Origin of the sequence: Kurthia zopfii (assembly GCF_003143955.1) — a bacterium.
Classification (GTDB): Bacteria; Bacillota; Bacilli; order Bacillales_A; family Planococcaceae; genus Kurthia; species Kurthia zopfii.
This window is the reverse complement of sequence record NZ_QFVS01000046.1, coordinates 1-20146: the sequence shown is the minus strand read 5'-3', so window position 1 is coordinate 20146 and position 20146 is coordinate 1. Positions and strand designations below refer to the sequence as shown.

19 protein-coding genes, 1 pseudogene and 1 riboswitch are annotated in these 20146 nt (G+C 37.3%); of the genes and pseudogenes, 5 read left to right on the top strand and 15 right to left on the bottom strand.

Annotated elements, in window-relative coordinates; genetic code table 11:
• Positions 1-275: 275 nt before the first annotated feature.
• From DF281_RS13075 to DF281_RS13060, 4 genes are all read right to left on the bottom strand, one after another.
• The gene (locus DF281_RS13075; protein ID WP_109350705.1) at positions 276-1013 is read right to left on the bottom strand and encodes an amino acid ABC transporter ATP-binding protein; all 738 of its coding nucleotides are present in this window, start codon (positions 1011-1013) and stop codon (positions 276-278) included.
• Positions 1014-1025: 12 nt separating this feature from the next.
• Complete coding sequence (locus tag DF281_RS13070; protein ID WP_109350704.1) at positions 1026-1814, bottom strand: amino acid ABC transporter permease; 789 nt, start codon at positions 1812-1814, stop codon at positions 1026-1028.
• 69 nt (positions 1815-1883) lie between these two features.
• Positions 1884-2732: a transporter substrate-binding domain-containing protein gene (locus tag DF281_RS13065; RefSeq protein ID WP_109350703.1), complete on the bottom strand. Its 849-nt coding sequence runs from the start codon at positions 2730-2732 to the stop codon at positions 1884-1886.
• Positions 2733-2858: 126 nt separating this feature from the next.
• Positions 2859-3044: riboswitch (Lysine riboswitch) on the bottom strand.
• A 126-nt stretch (positions 3045-3170) separates the two neighbouring features.
• Positions 3171-4631 carry a hypothetical protein gene (locus DF281_RS13060; RefSeq protein WP_109350702.1) on the bottom strand — a complete coding sequence of 487 codons (1461 nt, stop codon included), beginning with the start codon at positions 4629-4631 and terminating at the stop codon, positions 3171-3173.
• Positions 4632-5021: 390 nt separating this feature from the next.
• Between DF281_RS13060 and guaC the strand changes: the two genes are divergently transcribed.
• Positions 5022-6005 carry a GMP reductase gene (gene guaC, locus DF281_RS13055; RefSeq protein WP_109350701.1) on the top strand — a complete coding sequence of 328 codons (984 nt, stop codon included), beginning with the start codon at positions 5022-5024 and terminating at the stop codon, positions 6003-6005.
• 59 nt (positions 6006-6064) lie between these two features.
• Here guaC and DF281_RS13050 read toward each other — a convergent pair whose 3' ends face one another.
• On the bottom strand, positions 6065-6415 hold the full coding sequence (locus DF281_RS13050; protein ID WP_109350700.1) for a hypothetical protein: 351 nt from the start codon (positions 6413-6415) through the stop codon (positions 6065-6067).
• Positions 6416-6571: 156 nt separating this feature from the next.
• Between DF281_RS13050 and DF281_RS13045 the strand changes: the two genes are divergently transcribed.
• On the top strand, positions 6572-8524 hold the full coding sequence (locus DF281_RS13045; protein ID WP_109350699.1) for a methyl-accepting chemotaxis protein: 1953 nt from the start codon (positions 6572-6574) through the stop codon (positions 8522-8524).
• Positions 8525-8581: 57 nt separating this feature from the next.
• Here DF281_RS13045 and DF281_RS13040 read toward each other — a convergent pair whose 3' ends face one another.
• The 8 genes and pseudogenes from DF281_RS13040 to DF281_RS13010 form a co-directional block, all read right to left on the bottom strand.
• Positions 8582-8908, bottom strand: coding sequence for a hypothetical protein (locus DF281_RS13040; RefSeq protein ID WP_109350698.1), 327 nt, complete (start codon positions 8906-8908; stop codon positions 8582-8584).
• A 110-nt stretch (positions 8909-9018) separates the two neighbouring features.
• On the bottom strand, positions 9019-9516 hold the full coding sequence (locus tag DF281_RS13035) for a HugZ family pyridoxamine 5'-phosphate oxidase (protein ID WP_109350697.1): 498 nt from the start codon (positions 9514-9516) through the stop codon (positions 9019-9021).
• 11 nt (positions 9517-9527) lie between these two features.
• Positions 9528-10310, bottom strand: coding sequence for an ABC transporter ATP-binding protein (locus DF281_RS13030; RefSeq protein WP_109350696.1), 783 nt, complete (start codon positions 10308-10310; stop codon positions 9528-9530).
• Positions 10311-11102: pseudogene (locus tag DF281_RS13025) on the bottom strand (FecCD family ABC transporter permease); the annotation flags it as partial.
• Positions 11103-11114: 12 nt separating this feature from the next.
• Positions 11115-11297: a hypothetical protein gene (locus DF281_RS15010; protein ID WP_338084925.1), complete on the bottom strand. Its 183-nt coding sequence runs from the start codon at positions 11295-11297 to the stop codon at positions 11115-11117.
• A gap of 12 nt (positions 11298-11309) precedes the next feature.
• Complete coding sequence (locus tag DF281_RS13020) at positions 11310-12281, bottom strand: ABC transporter substrate-binding protein (protein ID WP_109350695.1); 972 nt, start codon at positions 12279-12281, stop codon at positions 11310-11312.
• Between the two features lie 238 nt (positions 12282-12519).
• The gene (locus DF281_RS13015) at positions 12520-13959 is read right to left on the bottom strand and encodes a DEAD/DEAH box helicase (RefSeq protein ID WP_109350694.1); all 1440 of its coding nucleotides are present in this window, start codon (positions 13957-13959) and stop codon (positions 12520-12522) included.
• A gap of 38 nt (positions 13960-13997) precedes the next feature.
• The gene (locus DF281_RS13010) at positions 13998-14882 is read right to left on the bottom strand and encodes a LysR family transcriptional regulator (RefSeq protein WP_109350693.1); all 885 of its coding nucleotides are present in this window, start codon (positions 14880-14882) and stop codon (positions 13998-14000) included.
• A 109-nt stretch (positions 14883-14991) separates the two neighbouring features.
• Between DF281_RS13010 and DF281_RS13005 the strand changes: the two genes are divergently transcribed.
• The gene (locus DF281_RS13005; protein WP_109350692.1) at positions 14992-16182 is read left to right on the top strand and encodes a coenzyme F420-0:L-glutamate ligase; all 1191 of its coding nucleotides are present in this window, start codon (positions 14992-14994) and stop codon (positions 16180-16182) included.
• 92 nt (positions 16183-16274) lie between these two features.
• A complete protein-coding gene (gene pgeF / locus DF281_RS13000; protein WP_172461977.1) occupies positions 16275-17039 on the top strand; it encodes a peptidoglycan editing factor PgeF in 765 nt (254 codons plus the stop codon).
• A 47-nt stretch (positions 17040-17086) separates the two neighbouring features.
• Here the strand turns inward: pgeF and DF281_RS12995 are convergent, their stop codons facing one another.
• On the bottom strand, positions 17087-18532 hold the full coding sequence (locus tag DF281_RS12995) for a M20 family peptidase (RefSeq protein WP_109350690.1): 1446 nt from the start codon (positions 18530-18532) through the stop codon (positions 17087-17089).
• Between the two features lie 163 nt (positions 18533-18695).
• Between DF281_RS12995 and DF281_RS12990 the strand changes: the two genes are divergently transcribed.
• Positions 18696-19514 (top strand): purine-nucleoside phosphorylase, encoded by an 819-nt coding sequence (locus DF281_RS12990; protein ID WP_109350689.1) that lies wholly within the window; start codon positions 18696-18698, stop codon positions 19512-19514.
• 66 nt (positions 19515-19580) lie between these two features.
• On the opposite strand, the gene DF281_RS12985 is transcribed toward DF281_RS12990, so the two are convergent.
• Positions 19581-20146 (bottom strand): GGDEF domain-containing protein (locus tag DF281_RS12985; protein WP_206058900.1); only part of this gene is annotated, 566 nt, incomplete at its 5' end.

The window sequence follows — 20146 nt, the reverse complement described above, 5'->3', positions numbered from 1 at the left end:
TTATCTAAGCTAAAAGAAAATGGCGATAAGACCTTTATATCAGTTTTCGAGTTACCAACGGTAACCCTCAAACTGAACGGTATTCATCCCCCACTTATAGAAGATGGGGGAATTCTACCGAACAGATGTTAAATGGTTAAATTTAAACTAAATATATTTTCAATAATTGGATATATATTCATAAAACCAGCTAGTTTTTATGATTAAATCAACTTTGATCAAAAAAAGAGCCAATTCAAAATAAATTGAATCGACTCTCATATGAAATACTACCCCTAGTTTTTCAATGCACGTTTTAAAAAAGCTTTCGTTCTTTCGTGTTGCGGATGATTGAATACTTCATCTGGTGTTCCATCTTCTACGATGACACCTTGGTCCATAAAGACAATGCGATCCGATACTTCACGAGCAAATTCCATCTCATGCGTCACGATGATCATAGTTGAACCCGCTTTTGCTAAATCCTTCATGACCGTCAGTACTTCTCCCACCATCTCTGGATCGAGTGCCGAAGTCGGTTCATCGAATAATAGCGCTCTTGGTTTCATAGACAATGCGCGCGCAATTGCTACACGTTGTTTTTGACCACCCGATAATTGTGATGGTCTTGCGTTTAAATATCTGCCCATCCCCACGACGTTTAGATATTCTTCAGCGATTTTCTTTGCTTCTACATTATTTCTTTTTAATACTCTTACTTGGCCCAAAACACAATTTTGAAGCACATTACAGTTATTAAAAAGGTTGAATTGTTGGAATACCATTCCTAATTTCGTACGATATTCATTCACATCTTCCATATGCGTTAAAATGTTCTGACCTTCATAGTTCACTTCTCCGCCATCCGGTGTTTCTAATAAATTTAGACATCTAAGTAATGTTGATTTCCCCGAACCAGATGAACCAATTACGGTAACTACTTCACCTTTTTCGACTGAAAAGTTAATGTCCTTCAAGACTTCATGCGACCCGAAGGATTTACTTAAATGCTTAATATCAATAATTGTATTCATGTAAATTCCTCCTTATTTCAATGGTCCTTCTGTACGTCTTGGTTGTGGAATATCTAACATTTGATAGTTTGCATCTCCGCCAAGTTTTCTCTCGAAGAAACGTAGAATTTGCGTCACTACCATCGTCAATACTAAATAAACAAGACAAGCAATGAAGAACGATTCGAAATAGCGGAAATTCGCTCCAGCAATTGATTTCGTTGTGAAGAATAATTCCGTAACACCGATAACATTCAATACAGAAGTATCTTTAATATTCATTACGAATTGGTTACCTGTTGCTGGTAGAATATTTCTTAAAACCTGTGGTAACACGACATGAATCATCGTTTTCCAATGATTCATCCCGATTGCTTGCGCTGCTTCAAATTGGCCTTTATCGATACTCAGCACCCCACCGCGTACGATTTCAGCCATATATGCTCCTGTATTTAATGAAACAACTAATACCGCTGCAAATGTGCGGTTCATATCGCCATCAATACCAAAATCTGTCCCGATTGTTGCTTTAATAGATTGCATAATTAGCGGTAATCCGAAGAATACAACCATCGCTTGAACCATCATTGGTGTGCCACGGAAGAATTCTACATACACACGTAAGATGATTTTGATTATGCGTAAAAACCATTTTTTAAATCCATTTTTCTGTTTTGGAACCGTTTCAACTACACCGATTAATAAACCGATGATCGCACCAACAACCGTACTGATTGTAGCAATCAGCATCGTCATTCCTGCGCCTCTTAAAAACATATCCCAGTTATCTTTTACTATCTCAATTAACCATTCCAGGCTCATCGCAATCACTCCTTATAAAAACAAGCTACCAACGCTTTGAACAAGAACTGTTGGTAGCCTCGTACATACTTATTTTGCTGCTGGTTGATTTTTAATTTCAGTTTCCATTAGTTGTTGACGTTCTTCTTCAGTGATTTTTTCTAACGCTTTGTTAATTTCCTTCGTTAATTCACTGTCTTTTTTCACACCAACTGCGATTGATGATTCAACTGGATCCGCTTTGAAGCCTGAACCGTCTTTGAACTCAATCATTTTATATTTATCATTAGCTGCTGAAGCTGAAATTCCTTCTGGACGTTCAGAAACATAGCCATCAATTTTACCTGACTCAAGCGCTACACGCATTGCAGAGAAGTTATCTGCTGCAGTTTCTTTCTTAACGCCTTTAATTTGATCGATTACTGTGTAGTGAGAAGTGTTTAACTGCCCTGTAATTTTAGCTCCTGAGAAATCATCAATAGAAGTTGCATCTGCATACTTACCATCCGATTTCACGACCATTACTAAGTTTGAAGCGTAATAAATATCAGAGAAATCAACTGATTTTTTACGTTCTGGCGTTGGTGACATACCAGCGATTACTGCATCAATTTTACCTGAGATTAATCCTGGAATTAATCCGTCCCACTCCGTTTTAACAATGACTAATTTTTTGCCCATGCTGTCCGCGATTTTTTTCGCGATTTGAACATCGTAACCACCTGCGTACTCAGCGTTTCCATCGATTTTCACAGCGCCATTTGAATCATCTTTTTGCGTCCAGTTGAACGGTGCATATCCTGCTTCCATACCTACTGTAAATGTATCTTTCCCATCGCCTGAAGATTCCGATTTTTTAGAATCCCCTGAACTGCATGCTGCTAAAGCCAGAACTAGCACTAACATCATTGCTGTAAATAACCCCATTGATTTTTTCATGAATAAATCTCTCCTCTTTGAACTAGATTTCCCAAAAACGAAAAAAGGACTAGTACCAAAAGGGAAAATGAGATGAACTCATAGAACCCTAGTAATACTAGACCTAGAAATCCTCATCAGTTCCCTTTTAGAGATAGCGCAACTTACTTAATTTGGGTGAAAAAGTAAGACAGTCCTGCAATTCTTAACTGCAGACCCAGCATACGGTTTTGAGTTACTTCGTACGCTTCGGCGATATTTCCTTCTGACTAGGATCAATGTTTTCTCTTACTCCCCTGAATCACTAATAAATATCGCGCCTCTACCTCACAAATTGGTAAACTGTGAGGTTGTATTCGTTTGTATAATTATCAACAGTCTAACTTATCAACTACTTCCTGTCAATATCTCAGACTATTAAAAAGTAATAATTATTCATTACTATGCAATAATTAAGTTTTACTCTTCTTCTAAATCTTCTTCTTCTGCTTCCACATAACTCAGGTCATCTAAATAAAATACATTACCGTTTTGAGCATCGATTCTCTCAATGTGTACAGGCTCTGAAGTTGGTTTCACTACATAGCAAAGTTCATAGACGATGAATTCTTCTTCCTCATGTGGAACGCGTGTTAATTCCATTTTAATTGAGTTTTTATACATTTCATCTGCTTCTTCAATTGAAATAGTTGGCTTAACAACCATCTCTTCAATGTACTTCTCATCAAGTAACGGAATCAATGAATCTCTCACCGTACCACTGTAAATACCGATGTCTACATGTGCATTATATTCACGAATTGGAATACCGTTGATTTGGCGATGGAATACGAAGGAAACGAATGGCTCAAACTGATATTCATCTTCATCTTCTTCCTCATCCTCTTCATCATCTGCTTCTGATAAAGCTTTCAACATTTCAATTTCTTCAGGTGTTAGATCATCATCAATCTCTTCTTCCTCATCATCTTCTTCAAAGAAAGCTTCAACTTTATAATTGTTTACAACTTCACCAACTTGAAGTTGTAAGAATGCGATTGCACGCTGCTGCAATTCTTCTACATTTAGTTCAACCTCATCGTTGAATGGAAGTGAAGAATCTACTACGATCTCTGTGTTATCCGAACGATTAATGCTGATCTCAATCGCATCATTTTCAGGATTTTTATACGTAGTAAGGCCCTCTTCTTCCGTTTGAACTAAACCTTCGTGAACACCAAGCAATTGATTTTCTGTATAAGCATCCGACACTTCTGTGATGTCTTTCAAAACAGATGGTGTATCCATTGAGAATTGATCTAGTTCTAAAAATTCTCCATCTACAGAAATCCCTTCATTATGACTGATTGGGAAATACATTAATCGCATTTCCTCATCTTGTTGGATTGCACCCATCTCAATTAATTGTCGCTTTTTATAAATTTCTAACGCTTCTTCTGCTGTAATTTTTACTTCAGGATATTTTAATTGATAGTATGACTGCGTTATTGTTGCTGACAAAATAAAGCCATGACGGTTCATTTCAAGCGTCACACCTGAATCAGGTAATGGAATTTGATATTGTACATCCATCGCCTCAAAAACAAGTAAAAATATATCTGAACCCCAGTCACTGAATGATGTTAACTGCAAACCTTTCGCACCAAATTCATTTACGAAATCTTCACCCATCTCTTTTATATCTTCAATTGAAAGTTCTTCATACTCGTCCAAAGAAACATCGTTATTCTCTGTAATTGACTCTAAATCAATCGCAAGTGACGTTAGTTTCCCTTCATCATCTACCTCTACTTGACCGTATGAAATATCGCGGTGGGCATCGACGATTTCACCGAATTCTTCCATATCTTCTTCCGTCACGATTTTAATTGGTGGGCATCCGATCAAAAGGTCTTTAATAGAAATTTCTAGTTTTTTCATTTCATTTATCCTCTCAAATATGTATTTATATTATAAATGTTTTTATTTTATCTTCTTATGTCTTTGATTCTATCATAACGTACCGAAACCGTCCTTTATTACTGCTAAAATGACAACTTAATAAACTTTATGACTAGTCGTTATTATGAGAGTAAAAAAGTTTATTCAAACAACTTTTATTGAATCCATTTTTCTCCAAATGTATGAAAACCTTGTCAGTAAAGCGTTTACAAGGACTAAATTGTTTGATTTGTTTGAACATCAAAAAATTTTCTAAAAATTTATCTCCAAAACCTTTGACATGACCTAAAAAATAAGGTAAATTACCAAAGGACGAACATTTCTCGTCCAATTAAAAATAATATTCGTCTTTAGGAGTGTATTTAACAAATGGATAACGTATTCGATTATGAAGATATTCAATTAGTACCTGCAAAATGTATCGTAAATAGCCGCTCAGAGTGTGATACTTCAATTGAGCTTGGTGGACATAAATTTAAATTACCGGTTGTTCCTGCAAATATGCAAACAATCATTGATGAAACAATTGCTACACAATTAGCTGAAGGTGGATACTTCTACATTATGCACCGCTTCAACCCTGAAAAACGCGTAAACTTTATTAAAGATATGCAAGGTCGCGGTCTAATCGCTTCAATCAGTGTTGGTGTAAAACCAGAAGAATATACTTTCGTTGAAGAATTAGCTACTCTTGGCTTAACGCCTGACTTTATCACAATCGATATCGCGCACGGTCATTCAAACGCGGTAATCAACATGATCCAACATATTAAAGGTTTATTACCTAAATCTTTCGTAATCGCTGGAAATGTTGGTACACCAGAAGCAGTTCGTGAACTTGAAAATGCTGGTGCTGATGCAACTAAAGTGGGTATTGGACCAGGTAAAGTTTGTATTACGAAAATCAAAACTGGATTCGGTACTGGCGGCTGGCAATTAGCGGCACTTCGCTGGTGTGCAAAAGCTGCTACGAAACCGATCATCGCTGATGGCGGAATCCGTACACACGGCGACATCGCGAAATCTGTACGCTTCGGTGCTTCTATGGTTATGATCGGCTCTCTATTCGCTGGTCACGAAGAATCTCCAGGTAACACAATCGAAATCGATGGTAAAAAAGTAAAAGAATACTTCGGTTCAGCATCTGAGTTCCAAAAAGGTGAAAAGAAAAACGTTGAAGGTAAAAAAATGTACGTTGAACATAAAGGTTCATTAAACGATACATTAGTTGAGATGCAACAAGATCTTCAGTCTTCAATTTCTTACGCTGGTGGTACGAAACTTGATGCAATCCGTACAGTTGACTATGTAATTGTTAAAAACTCAATTTTTAACGGCGACAAAGTTTACTAAATCGTTCATTTTCACATAATGGGTAAAAATGAAGGAGTCTCCAAATGGGGACTCCTTTTTTATATGGAACGTAATTGATCTCTAATCTCTAATGCTTTTTCTACTATTATAGGGGATCCTTTTTTTGCATGGACAACCTTTTTAATATAATGTGCTGCTAATTCCTCATCACCTAAAAAAGATGAATCCTCAGCTTTCCTTAAATTTTTGAGCTGATTTATATAAATTGATAATGATTCATCATCACGATTCAATTTTTCTGCTGATTTGAAATAACCTAAAGCTCTTTCAAATTCTTCTTGTTGTACAGCATAAAAACCTTTTTCAATCTTCGTGTTATACACTTCCTCACTACTACAAGCTGTGAGCAATAAACAACTAAAGATTAAACAAGTAATTTTCAATTTCATTTCAAACACCTCATATGTAAATAATACTACAAAACTACAGGGTTCTAAATACCTATTTTTCACTATATACGACATTAATATGTTCATTTTGTTTACAACATAGGTTTTATTCCGATATATATCCTAGAAATCTTTTTTAAAGGTAGGTCTATAGACATGAAGAAAAAAATGCAGCTTAGAACTAAATTAATTCTCGCTTTTGTCATCATCTTAATCGTACCAATACTAAGCGTTGGTTGGTTTTCCGTACAAAGTGCGAAAAAGCAAATCATTGAACAACAAAAAATCAATGCCAACTCTAGCATTGAAGTATTAAATACAAATATCACTCATGCTGTTTCTTTAAAAACACATGATATTGAGTATTTAGCAGATAAACTTGCTTCAACATCTTTAAAAATGAAGAAAGGCTCTGATACACGTGAAATTCTTGACGAGTATGTAAATAGCCACTCGGATGTTGAAATGGCCTATGTAGGTACTACTCAGGGCGACATGATTCGCATGCCTTATCACACGTATGCTAAAGACTATGATCCACGTGAACGTCCTTGGTATGCTTCTACGAAAGGTGTCAATTATTCAATTTCTGATCCTTACAAAGATGCTTCTGGAAACGGATTAGTCATCACACTTTCAAAAGAATTACCGAATGGGCAAGGTGTCGTTGGGATTGATTTAACAATCGATTCATTCCATGCAATTGCTAGTCAAGTTGCGATTGGTAAAAAAGGATTTGTGTCGATTGTTGATAAAAACGATCAATACATCTCGCATCCTAAGAAAGACTTAGGCTCAAAAGTTGAAAAAGAGATTAACCAATTAACTAGCGGTAAACGTGAAGAAGAAAAAACAATCGGTGAAATGCGCGTTCTTTATAAAACGAACAATTTAACGGATTGGAAAATCATCGGAAACACATATATGTCAGAAGCCGATGAAAGTACGAGTGTCATTTACAAAACGAATATTATTGTCATCATCGTTTCTTTAATTCTTGGTGGCATTATGATTTTCTACGTCATCCGTTCAATTCTCGTACCACTTAGAAAACTAACAACGAGTGCCAAGACAATTAGTAAAGGTGATTTAACACAGAAAATCGATGTGTTAAGCAGTGATGAAGTTGGGCAATTAGGGCAAGCTTTCGATCAAATGCAAAAACATCTAATCAGCCTTTTAACTGACTTAAAAACACATACGAATACGGTACAAGAGTCTGCTGATCTGTTATCGGCAAGTACGAGTCAAAATATCGCAAGTTCTCAGCAAATCAGTTCTGCGATCCAACAAGTGACAATTAACAATGAGCAACAAACGAATCAAGTTGGTCAATCAAATGAAGCTTTACGTGAAATTTCAGAAGGTACTACGAATATCGCTACAGGAGCTGCACATGTTTCTGATCTTACTGCTACTGCAAGTGAGCAAGCGGTCGATGGTGGTCATTCAATCAAAAATACAGTTAATAAAATGAATACGATTCATGATGCAGTCAATCATACAGATACGAAAATCCGCGCATTGTACGACCGCACAAAAGAGATCAGCTCTATTCTAGAGATGATTCGCTCAATTGCGGACCAAACGAACCTATTAGCACTTAACGCTTCAATTGAGGCTGCTCGTGCAGGTGAGCATGGTAAAGGATTCGCAGTCGTAGCTGAAGAAGTTCGTAAACTTGCAGAGAGTTCACAACAATCTGCTGGTCAAATTGAGAAGTTAATTCTAGCTGTTCAAAATGATACAAGCGAAACCGTGAAAATTATGCAAGAAACGATTGAGCATGCGCAATCAGGTACGCTTGTTGCAGAAGAAACGGCTCATAAATTCGAAACAATCATTACGAGTATGCAAGATATCTCTCCACGAATGGAAGATATGTCAGCAATCTCTGAAGAAATCGCTGCGACGATCTCGACAATGGTAGCTGGTTCACAAACAGTTTTAGACGCTGCAAATGATAACGCAGCCGCTTCTGAAGAAGTTGCAGCTTCATCTGAAGAAGCACTAGCATCTATGGAGAGCATGGAAAGAACGGCTCAAGAGCTACAACATCTTTCAGAAGAAGTTCAAATGCTCGTAAATAAATTCAAATTACCAAACTAAATTGATACAAAAAAGCAGGGAACGTATAAATAATCGCGTTCTCTGCTTTTCGTTTTTTTATGCATAAACTGCGTCTAAATAGTTCCCCGCTGGTTGTTTTAATGTAAGCCCTTGTTTTATCAATGCATCTAAAATCAGTCGATCCAATGCAAACGGACTTTCGTGTTGATATAATTCAATTTCGTTTTTTGTTAGGTTCATTCGATATAAGCGATTTTCAAATGTGACTTTCACAACATATTGTCGCCATTTCTCAACTTCAACGCACACTTCCGCATCCCATTCTCTTAGTTGAGTTTGTAAATCCGTCGTCACTTTTTCGAAAAATTTACGTGTTGCATAAGTTGATGCCATTGTTTGTCGGTAAAATGATGTTGTTTCCATTTCAATCGCTCCTTTTCATAACCTAGTTATCTTATAGGAATTATAACAAATAGTTTTCACCGTGTAAATAAAAACCTCGGAATCATCTAATTCCGAGGTTTTTTCACTTATTATTTTTTCTTATCTACAACAACATGGTTTAATTCTTTCGTTGCCATATTAATATCGAATGCTTTACCGAATCCTACTACATAACGGCCTACTTCTGGTGTTAACTCGAATAATGAGAAATCTAATCCACGAAGTAAATCTAACATAGGTTTTCCGTGTTTTTCATTGAATACTTCAAAAATATGTTCATGTGCTTCATCCGCAACAATTTTAGAAGTACATTCGAAGCGCGCTCTTTTACGTGCAAAAAGATTTGGTGAATCCGCTTCGTCTGCTAAAATCATGCCGCTCACTTTCGGACTTTTCTCAATGAATGCATAGTGATCTGAAATTTTGCTAATGTAAATATAGAAAGTACCTTCATGAAGTACGTATGGTGCATAGCTTGTGAATGGATTACCTTCCAAGTCTAAGCTGCTTAATACCATTGTTTTTTGTTGTTCGATAAACGCTACGTATTCTTCACGTTGTTGATTTAAATCGATTTCTTTTTTCATTCTATTCTCCCCTATTCCTCTGCGATTCCAATTAGACTCACGCGTGGTTTACCGTGTTTGAAATGTTGATCAATCTCGCAATCCACATGATAGACTTTTCGGATTAACTCACGCGTCATCACTTCTTCAGATGTGCCGTATCGTACCATCGCACCGTCTTTAATGACGCATATTTTATCACTGTAAATACTCGCCTGATTCAAGTCATGTAAAACCATCACAATCGTCATACCAAGCTCTTTGTTTACGCTATGAATTAACTCTAGTAATTGTAGTTGATGTGCAATATCTAAATACGTTGTTGGTTCATCTAGCAAAAGAATTTTTGGTCGCTGTGCTAATGACATTGCGATCCAAGCTCTTTGTGCTTCCCCGCCAGACAGAGAAATGACTAGACGATCACGGAATTTCTCAAGTCCTGTTTTTTCAATTGCCCAATCAATGATTTCGACATCCTCGTCGTTCAGTCGCTCAAACCATTTCTTATGAGGTGTTCGTCCATATTCCACAAGTTGTTCGACTGTAAGATCCGCTGGTGCTTCATTTGATTGAAAAAGGACACTCATTCGTTTCGAGATGTCCTTTGATTTTAAAGAAATAAGGTCGTCACCATTGATATAAACTGTATCTTCTCCTGGCACGATCATTCTAGAAATTGCTTTTAAAGCAGTCGATTTACCAGAACCATTCGGACCAATAATCGATACAATTTCGCCACTTTCTATTTTAAATGAGAGGTTTTTTACGATGCTTTTATGTTCTAATTCAACTGATAAATTTTGTACGTCTAACATCTACATATCCCCTTTTCTCATTAAGTATAGGAAGTAAGGTCCACCAACCATCGCCATAACAATACCTGCTGGGATGTCGAGTGGCGCAAATAACGAACGGCCAATCGTATCAGCAATTAATAATACAACTGCCCCCATCACCATGCTCATTGGCATTAGTAAGCGGTAGTTCGAACCAACGATTAAGCGTGCCATATGCGGAACAACTAGCCCTACAAACCCTAGTAAACCAACAACTGATACTGAAACTGCTGCTAAATAAACGGCCACTAATGACAAAATGATTCGAATTTTATTCGTATTTTCACCTAAGTTGACTGCAACCTTCTCACCGAGCGCCAATAGATTCGCTGAACGAATACAGAATAGCGCCGCAATCCAACCGAATATCGAATAGAGAAGTAATGTATAAACATCCGTCATACCTTTACCACTTAGGCTACCATTCATCCATTGAAGTGCTGCTGGTAATTTATCGCTATATAGGATTGATAGAAGTCCAGTGATCCCACCGAATATTGCATTGACTGCTACACCGGCTAAAATAATTCGCACAGGCGAAATACCGTTCTTTTTCCATGCTAGAGCATAGACAATTGTTACTGCGACTGTCCCACCAACCATTGCTGCAAGTGGAACCCAGTTTCCGAAGTTCGGGAATACGAGCATGATTAGTAATACGGTCACGGACGCACCACTCGATACACCTGTTAAACCAGGATCAGCTAGCGGATTTCGCATCACTGATTGTAATAGCGCACCAGATACCGCCAAGTTCACACCGACAATAACTGCGACTAATACTCATGGAATTCTTAAATCCCAAACGATTGTGCTTGTTAAATCATTTCCATGACCGAAAATCGTTTTTAATGTATCGATTGGCGAAATATAGACACTGCCGATTCCGATTGCTAATACGAGCATGACCACTAAGACGATGCCCGCGATGATTATACTTGACCCTTTTTTTGTAGTCGATTTCATCTGCTACCCAACCTACTTCGCTAACATTTTTTGAAGTGATTCTAGTGCTTCTGGTGCTTTAACGATTGAGGCATATCCGAAAATTCCATAGTCTAAAGCGTCCACTTTGTCATTTTTGAAAGCATTCAATTGCTCCCAAGCGCCGTTCTTTTTCACTTCATCTTTGAATTGTTTTAAAGCTACTGCCGCATCACTGTGAGAGACAAGTAGGATGACATCTGGATTTGTCGCTACGACATCTTCCATATTCATTGGTACGTAAGCTTCTTTTGAAGTTGTCGCTTCTGTTATGATATTTTTCGCACCTGTTTGAGCAACTAAGCTACCTACATAAGTGTTTGTATTCATTAACATGAATGATTCACCTGAACCGAAAAGAATCATCACTTTTTTATCAGAAGAATCATTTGATGCGATGATTTTCTTCTCTTTTTTCTCTAAATCCGTTAAGTATTTTTCAGCAACATCTTTTTTGCCAAGTGCTGTTGAGAGAGCCATGAATGAATTTTTCAGGTCACCATATGAATCTGTTGGAACGTAAGCTGTTGGGATTTTCGTGTTTTTCATTTTCTTCTCTAAACTTGTATGAATAGATTTTGGCCCTACTACTAAATCTGGCGAAAGGCTGACGATTTTTTCAACATCTGGCTCTACTGCAGAACCGACTTTATCGATTTTGTCATAGCCTTCTGGAAGTTTATGTTCCGTTGTCGGTAATCCGCTTGGTATTACGTCTAAGATTTTAAGCATTTCTGCAATCGTTACAGAAGTTGTGATGATTTTCTCAGATTTTTGTTCTGGGAAGTTTTTAACAAGTTCTGCCACAGTTGCTTCATCTACAGTAGATGAACTAGTTGACGTACTTTCTGCTTGTGCTTTTTCTGCTGTTTTAGGTGATTTATTTTGATTGGCACTTTCCTCACCACATGCACCTAGCAAAAGTGCAGTTGATAGAAGTAATGCACTATATATACTTTTCTTCATGAGTAACCTCCAAAGTTTAATTGAAAACAATTATCATTATCATTGAGAAATATATCAAACTACCACCCCTCTGACAACTCTATTTGTAGTAGTCAAAAAGCTTTGATTTACGCATATATACATGATTTTCAGAAATTTTGTTTTTCTGTTGATTTGACCAACATTTCTTTACGGCATTTCTACATAAAAAGAAATTTCAATAAAAATAGCCACACGGAAATCCGCATGGCTATTGTTACTATTTTTTCGCGATATGAACTTTTAACGCTTTATTTTTAATCGTTTTATTTTGCATTTGTTTTAAAACAATGTCGCCTTTGCCGTTTAAAATCTCAACAAAGCTACATGCTTCTTCAATTGTAATGATGCCAATATCATTTGCAGTTACGCCATCTAAATTGGCAATTGTACCAACGAAGTCGACTGGACGAATTTTTTTCTTCTTGCCACCATTAAAGTATAGCTTCGTAATATGCGCATTCAACTGCTCACTCTTCATCAGCTTCTTCTCAGGTAATTCGAGCATTTTCTTTTTGAACGCCTTTTCCATTTTCAAAATTTCTTCTGAAGCAGGTGCTTTTCTACGTTCGATTGTTTTATGAATATAATCTTCAATTTCTTGAAGGCGACGATTTTCTTTTGAAGAAGCTAGTGTTACTGCAACACCTTGGCTTCCTGCACGACCTGTGCGACCAATTCGGTGAACATAGCTTTCCTTCTCATATGGTACTTCATATTGAATAACCATTGAAATATCATCAATGTCGATTCCGCGCGCAGCTACATCCGTCGCTACTAGGTAACGGAAATCACCTCTACGGAAATCTTTCATAACAGCTAGACGGTCATCTTGTGTCATACCACCGTGAAGCATATCTACACTATATCCATCATCTTCAAGGTCTTCGCATAGTTTGCTTACTAGATCCTTCGTGTTGCAGAAAATAATACAGCTATTCGGATTTTCTACAATTGTAAGTTCTTTTAACATCGTATACTTTTGACTATCATCCACTTCAATCACTTGTTGATGAATTGTCGATTGTGCCGATTGCTTCCCTTCATATTCAATGAAAGTCGGATTCGTCATATATTTTTCAGCTAATTTTCTAATTTCCACAGAATACGTTGCGGAGAAAAGTAATGTTTGACGTTGTTTCGGCAATTTTTTAATGATTTTTTCGACTTGATCGATGAATCCCATGTGTAGCAATTCATCCGCTTCATCAATAACGAAATATTTAAGTTCATCCAATTTCAAAGTACCACGTTCAATATGGTCCATCACACGTCCTGGTGAACCAGCGACAATATGTGTTTTTTGGCGTAGTGCTGTCGTTTGGAATCGAATTGGCTGGCTTCCAAATACCGCTACAGATTTAATTCGTTTGTATCGTCCGATATTCGCGAAATCCTCTTTCACTTGTACTGCTAATTCACGCGTCGGCACTAATACTAGCGCTTGTGGTTTATTTTCATTCCAATCAATTTTTTCGATAATCGGAATAGCATAAGCGGCTGTTTTTCCGCTCCCTGTTTTTGATTTTGCAATAACGTCCTGATCTTTTAAAACAGCTGGAATGACTTGTTGTTGAATAGCTGTTGGCTCTGTGTAACCTAAGTCAGCAATCGCATCTAAAATCACTTGTTCATTTATTAAATCTTTAAAATTATTCACGTTGTTCCCCTCTCTTACTTCCTATCCTTCAGTATAACTTATTTTTTGACGAGCATTTGCATAAATCTTGTCGCTGCTGGTGTTAATGGAACAGTTTTCAAATGACAAATCCCTATAAACCTTGGTGGAATCGGCTTTTCTAGCTCCATCTCAAATAATTTCCCTTGCTCTAAATATTCTAAAGAAAATTCTTTTGTCACACAGGCAATGCCTAAATTACTTTTCGCAAATTCAATTAGTAAATCATGTGAACCTAGCTCCAACTCCGGCTCGATCATGATGCCTTGTTCATTCAAAAATTTCTCAACATATTTTCGCGAATTCGCCAATCTCTCCAACATAATTAACGGTAGCTTCACAAGTTGTTCAAATGACAATGGCTTATTTAAAAGTGGCTTATACTTTTCACCGCAGACGAATACATCATGCACTTCCTTTAATGGAATGACATCGAAGCCATCTTCAGAAAGTGGTAAATTACAAATTGCTAAATCGATCGCACCTGACTTCAATTGATTCGATAGCTCTGTTGTTGTGCCGTTTACAATTTTGAAGTGAATATTCGGATAGCGATTTCGGAAATCTTCCAAGTATTCTAATAGGTAGTACTTTGAAATCGTATCACCTACACCTAGCTTTAATTCCCCTAATGTTAAATGTTTGAACTCTAATAATTTATTCTCTCCGGCTTCAATCAATTCTAGCGCTGCCTTCACATGACCGAATAAAATCGTCCCCTCATCTGTTAAATGAACTCCTTTAGGCGTGCGGTTGAATAGCCGACTATTTAATTCTTGTTCCAGTTGCGCAATCGCTTGGCTAATAGCCGGTTGCGTCATATATAAACTTCTCGCGGCTTTTGAAAAACTTTCACTCTTCCCTACCTGCAAGAAAATTCGGTACATATCTAATTTAATAACCATATAACCCCTCCTTATACCTACTATATTATATATTAATTTTACTTATAATATCAAAATACGTATAGTTATGAGTATAAAGTTGATATTTACATTAAGAGGAGAGATTATTTTGGAAAGAGTAGTAGGTACAGTAGCACGCGGACTTCGTGGTCCAATCATTAACGAGGGAGACGACATCGCACAAATCGTCGTTGATACAGTTTTAAACGCTTCAGCAGTTGAAGGTTTTGATATTCAAGATAAAGACGTAGTAACAGTAACTGAATCAGTTGTTGCTCGTGCGCAAGGTAACTATGCTTCAATCGATGCAATCGCTGAAGATGTAACGTCTAAATTCGGTGATGATACTGTCGGAATCATTTTCCCAATCTTAAGCCGTAACCGTTTCGCAATCTGCTTACGCGGGATCGCAAAAGGAATCAAAAAAGCTGTCTTAATGCTTAGCTACCCATCTGATGAAGTAGGTAACCATTTAGTAAGTCTTGACGCTTTAGATGAAAAAGGAATCAATCCTTGGACTGATACACTTTCAGAAGAAGATTTCCGTAAACACTTCGGTGCGAACAAACACCCATTCACTGGTGTTGACTACATCGAATACTATAAATCTTTAATTGAAGAATATGGCGTTGAAGTTGAAGTCATCTTCTCTAACAATCCAAAATCAATCTTAAACTACACTAAAAACGTGTTAACATGTGATATCCATTCACGCGAGCGTACGAAACGCATTTTAAATGCAGCTGGCGCTGAAAAAGTTTATTCATTAGATGATATTTTAAACAAATCAATCAACGGTAGTGGTTTCAACGAAGCTTACGGTCTTTTAGGCTCTAACAAATCTACTGAAGATAGCATTAAATTATTCCCTCGTAACTGCCAACCAATCGTTGACGGTATCCAAGCTTCAATCAAAGAAAAAACAGGTAAAACTGTTGAAGTAATGGTTTATGGCGATGGTGCTTTCAAAGATCCAGTCGGTCAAATTTGGGAATTAGCGGATCCAGTTGTATCACCTGCGTACACTGCTGGTCTTGACGGTACACCTAATGAAGTTAAATTAAAATATTTAGCTGATAATGATTTCGCTGACTTACGTGGTGATGAATTAGACGCTGCAATCAAAAACTACATCAACAACAAAGATGAAGATTTAACTGGCAACATGGCTGCACAAGGTACTACACCTCGTCGCCTTACTGACTTAATCGGTTCTTTATCAGATTTAACTTCTGGTTCTGGAGACAAAGGTACGCCTATGATCTTCATCCAAGGTTACTTCGATAACTACACGAAATAAGATCTATTTATTGAGAGAGGTTCGCTCCTGTAGCGAGCCTCTTTTTTCGTTTACTTTTCCTTCTAAATACAGTAATTTTAAAACTAGAGGTGATGAATTTGAACATTCAATTCTATCGTAATGATGATGAACTGATTTCAGGAATTACATTGAAAGATGTAACGCAACCTGAGAATAATAATATGGCACTACATTGCTGTGACGATGCAAATGCAATTTTGAAAAATCGTCAACAACTTGCCGATGCTTTAGCGATCGACTTACAGAAAATCGTCTGTGCGAATCAAACACATAGCGCCAATGTATATAAAGTGACCGCAGATGATTTCGGACGTGGCGCAACTTCTGTCGACACAGCTATTCCAAATACAGATGCGCTTTATACTTTTGAAAAAGGTGTCGCTCTTTGTACATTCACTGCTGACTGTGTACCTGTATCTATTTATGAACCTGAAAGTGGTTTAATCGCTGTCATTCATTCAGGATGGCAAGGAACAGTCAAAGAAATTAGTAAGCATGTCATGGAAACGCTAATTCAAAAAGAACAAATCGATCCGAAAAAACTACAAATCCATATTGGTACAGCATTAAGCCAAGAGAAATTCGAAGTAGATGAGGATGTCTATTTGAAATTCAAAGCGCTCGGCTACGCGGATGATTTCATGTACTTTAATGATACGACGCGTAAATATCATATTGATAATCAAAAAACAGTTCAAATGCAATTTGAATTAGCAGGAGTTCCGACTTCACAAATTACGATTGATTCAAGTTGTACATTTAAGAAAGAGCAAGGCTTCTCTTATCGCCAAAATCGTGCGGATGGTCGTCATTTAACTTTCTTAATGCAAAAATAAAGACGAAAAGGGAGGAGCATGAGATTAAATCTCATACTCCTCCCTTTTTATTGTTTTAATAAATGAATATAAAATTGAATCGATTCTAAATATGCCTTTTTCTCGATTCGTTCATTCGTGCCATGCATTCTCTCCAAGCTATCCTCTTCCATCTTAATCGGCAAGAAGCGGTATGCATCGTCCGCAATTTCAGCATAATGTTTGGAATCGGAAGCACCAATCATAATATATGGTGCGACCACTACTTGATCATCGACACTTCTAACCGCTTTTTGAATCGATTTGAATGACTCGCTTGTTGTAGAAGAAACTTTCGAAGCTTCATTTCCTTCGATTTTGATTTTTACTTGATCATCATCGATCATTTTCTCCATTTGCTTTTGTAAATCTGCTAAAGTATCACCCGGCATGACGCGCAAGTTGATTATCGCTTCTGCTTTTTCAGGGAGAATATTATCCTTATCTCCAGCATGGAAAATCGTCGGTGCAATCGTCGTACGCACGACTGCCGCTGTCGCTGGTTTACTTAGGAGAATCTTTTTGATTACCGGTTTGAACAACCATTGATTTTCAAAAATATATTTATACATAAAACTCATTTCAGGAGCGGTAAACTCAAATAATTCTTCTGTCGGCCCACTAATTGATGCGTTGAATTGCTTCTCTTCCAAATTAGCAATCGCTTTTGAAAGTCTGCCCACATTCGTCATGCTTTTCGGTTGTGAAGAATGGCCACCGCTTCCCTTCACAGATAATATCGCAGTTGCCGAACCTTTCTCTGCGACACCAATCACGCCAACGGGTTTTTCGACTCCAGGTACCATTCCCTTAACGATTGCGCCGCCTTCATCTAAAATATACTTCAATTGAATGTCTTTCTCCTTGAAGTATTCGGTTAATTTCGCAGCCCCTTCATCGCCACCAATTTCTTCATCATGGCCAAATAATAAATAAATATCCTGTTTCGGAATATAATTGTCCTCCACTAAATATTTTATCGCTTCAAGTGTGCCGATGACACCTACTTTGTCATCAAGCGTCCCTCTCCCCCAAATGAATTGCTCATCTACTTTCCCACTAAAGGCATCCTGTTCCCAGTCCTTTTCAGTCCCCTTCGCAACCGGCACAACATCATAGTGACTCGTCAATCCGATTGGCTGTGCCGTCTCATCTGCCCCGGCCCATTTCAGTACGACACTATACTCATTCACAGTCTCCACTTCGAGCTGCTTATATACGGTTGGATACGTTTCTTTTAAAAACGTCAAAAATCGGGTAAATTCCTTATAGTTAATATCTTTTCGATCTTCTGTTGAAACAGTCTTAAACTTCACAGCATTTGATAAATTTTCAATCGCTTCTTCCTCATTCACTGGGAAAAGTTCTTCTTTCACATCTGGCTGCTTCGTTTGTGCTAATATAGCCAAAGTAATCGTGACAAGTACTAACACAATTAGTAATGTACCAATCCCGTTTATTATGTATTTTTTCATATCCCCACCCCTTTGTAATTCTCAATATAATAGCAATTTGGTAGTATATGCAAATATTAATACAATTTCATCTTATTCCGTGTTCTGATTAGGCAGAGAAATCCTTATTTGATATGATACTAAAGGACATTTGAACGAATGAACTATTTAGGAGGAATTTATTATGCATAAAATTGAAGATATTCAGCAAACAGCTGCTTTTATTCAATCAAAAATTAACGTAAAACCTGAAATTGGCTTAATTTTAGGATCTGGACTTGGATCATTAGCGGATGACATCGAAAACGCAGTGAGCATCCCTTATACTGAAATTCCAAACTTCGCGAAATCATCTGCGATTGGTCACGCCAACGAGTTAGTAATTGGTCAACTGAATGGTAAAACTGTTTTAGCAATGAAAGGACGCTTCCATTACTACGAAGGATTTACAATGGATGAAGTGACTTTCCCAGTACGTGTTATGAAAGCACTTGGTATCAAAAAAATGCTTGTAACAAATGCTTGTGGCGCTGTAAATCGCACTTACTTACCTGGTGAATTAATGATTATCTCTGATCATTTAAACTTAGCCGGTGAAAACCCATTAATCGGCCCAAACAATGATGAATTAGGTACTCGTTTCCCTGATTTATCAAATGTATATGACCGTGACCTTCGTGAAATCGCGAAAAATGTTGCGACTAAACAAAGCTTGAGCATCAATGAAGGTGTCTATGCTTGGTGGAGCGGCCCAACTTATGAAACACCAGCAGAAATTCGTATGATTCGTGCGCTTGGTGCAGATGCTGTCGGTATGTCGACTGTTCCTGAAGCAATCGTTGCAACGCACGGCGGCATGAAAGTATTAGGGATTTCTTGTTTAACAAATATGGCAGCTGGTATTTTAGACCAACCACTGAACCATGAAGAAGTAATTGAAGTAGCAAGTAAAGTACGTTCTTCATTTACAGCATTAATTAAAGGTATTATCGAAGAAATTTAATAGGAAAAGGAGGCATCGTTTTTACGAATGCCTCCTTTTTTGTTTCACAAATTGTTTCACATGAAACTATATTTCTAGTTGATTATAGTGAATCGCCTGATTTCTACCATGTTTCTTCGCATAATAAAGGGCATCATCTGCTTTTTTAAACATTTGATGAACGGAACAATTTTCACATGTTGTCGACACACCTAAACTAATTGTAATGTGGCCAACTTCAGCAAAATTCTCTGCAGCTATTAATTTATTTAGTTCTTTCGCAAAGTAAATTCCTTCTTCAGCAGTAGCTAGTGGGAGAACTAAGACAAATTCCTCTCCCCCATAGCGAGTCACAACTGCACGTTCACCACTGAATTGTTGCATCAATTGCGCTAAGCGACTCAATACATCATCACCTACTAGATGGCCATACGTATCATTCACTGATTTAAAATGATCAATATCGACAACAATCATGGAGAAGTCTGTCTTACTGCGCTCTAATAAACTCAAATGTTCTTGTAAATGAGTTAATTTCATAATTCCAATCCCTTTGTTATCAAGGGGTAAAATTAAATAAAAATGAGGCACCTCCCCAAATTCGGTATAATGGTAGCGACTAAACAACCCACCCGAAAGGAATGATGCCTCAT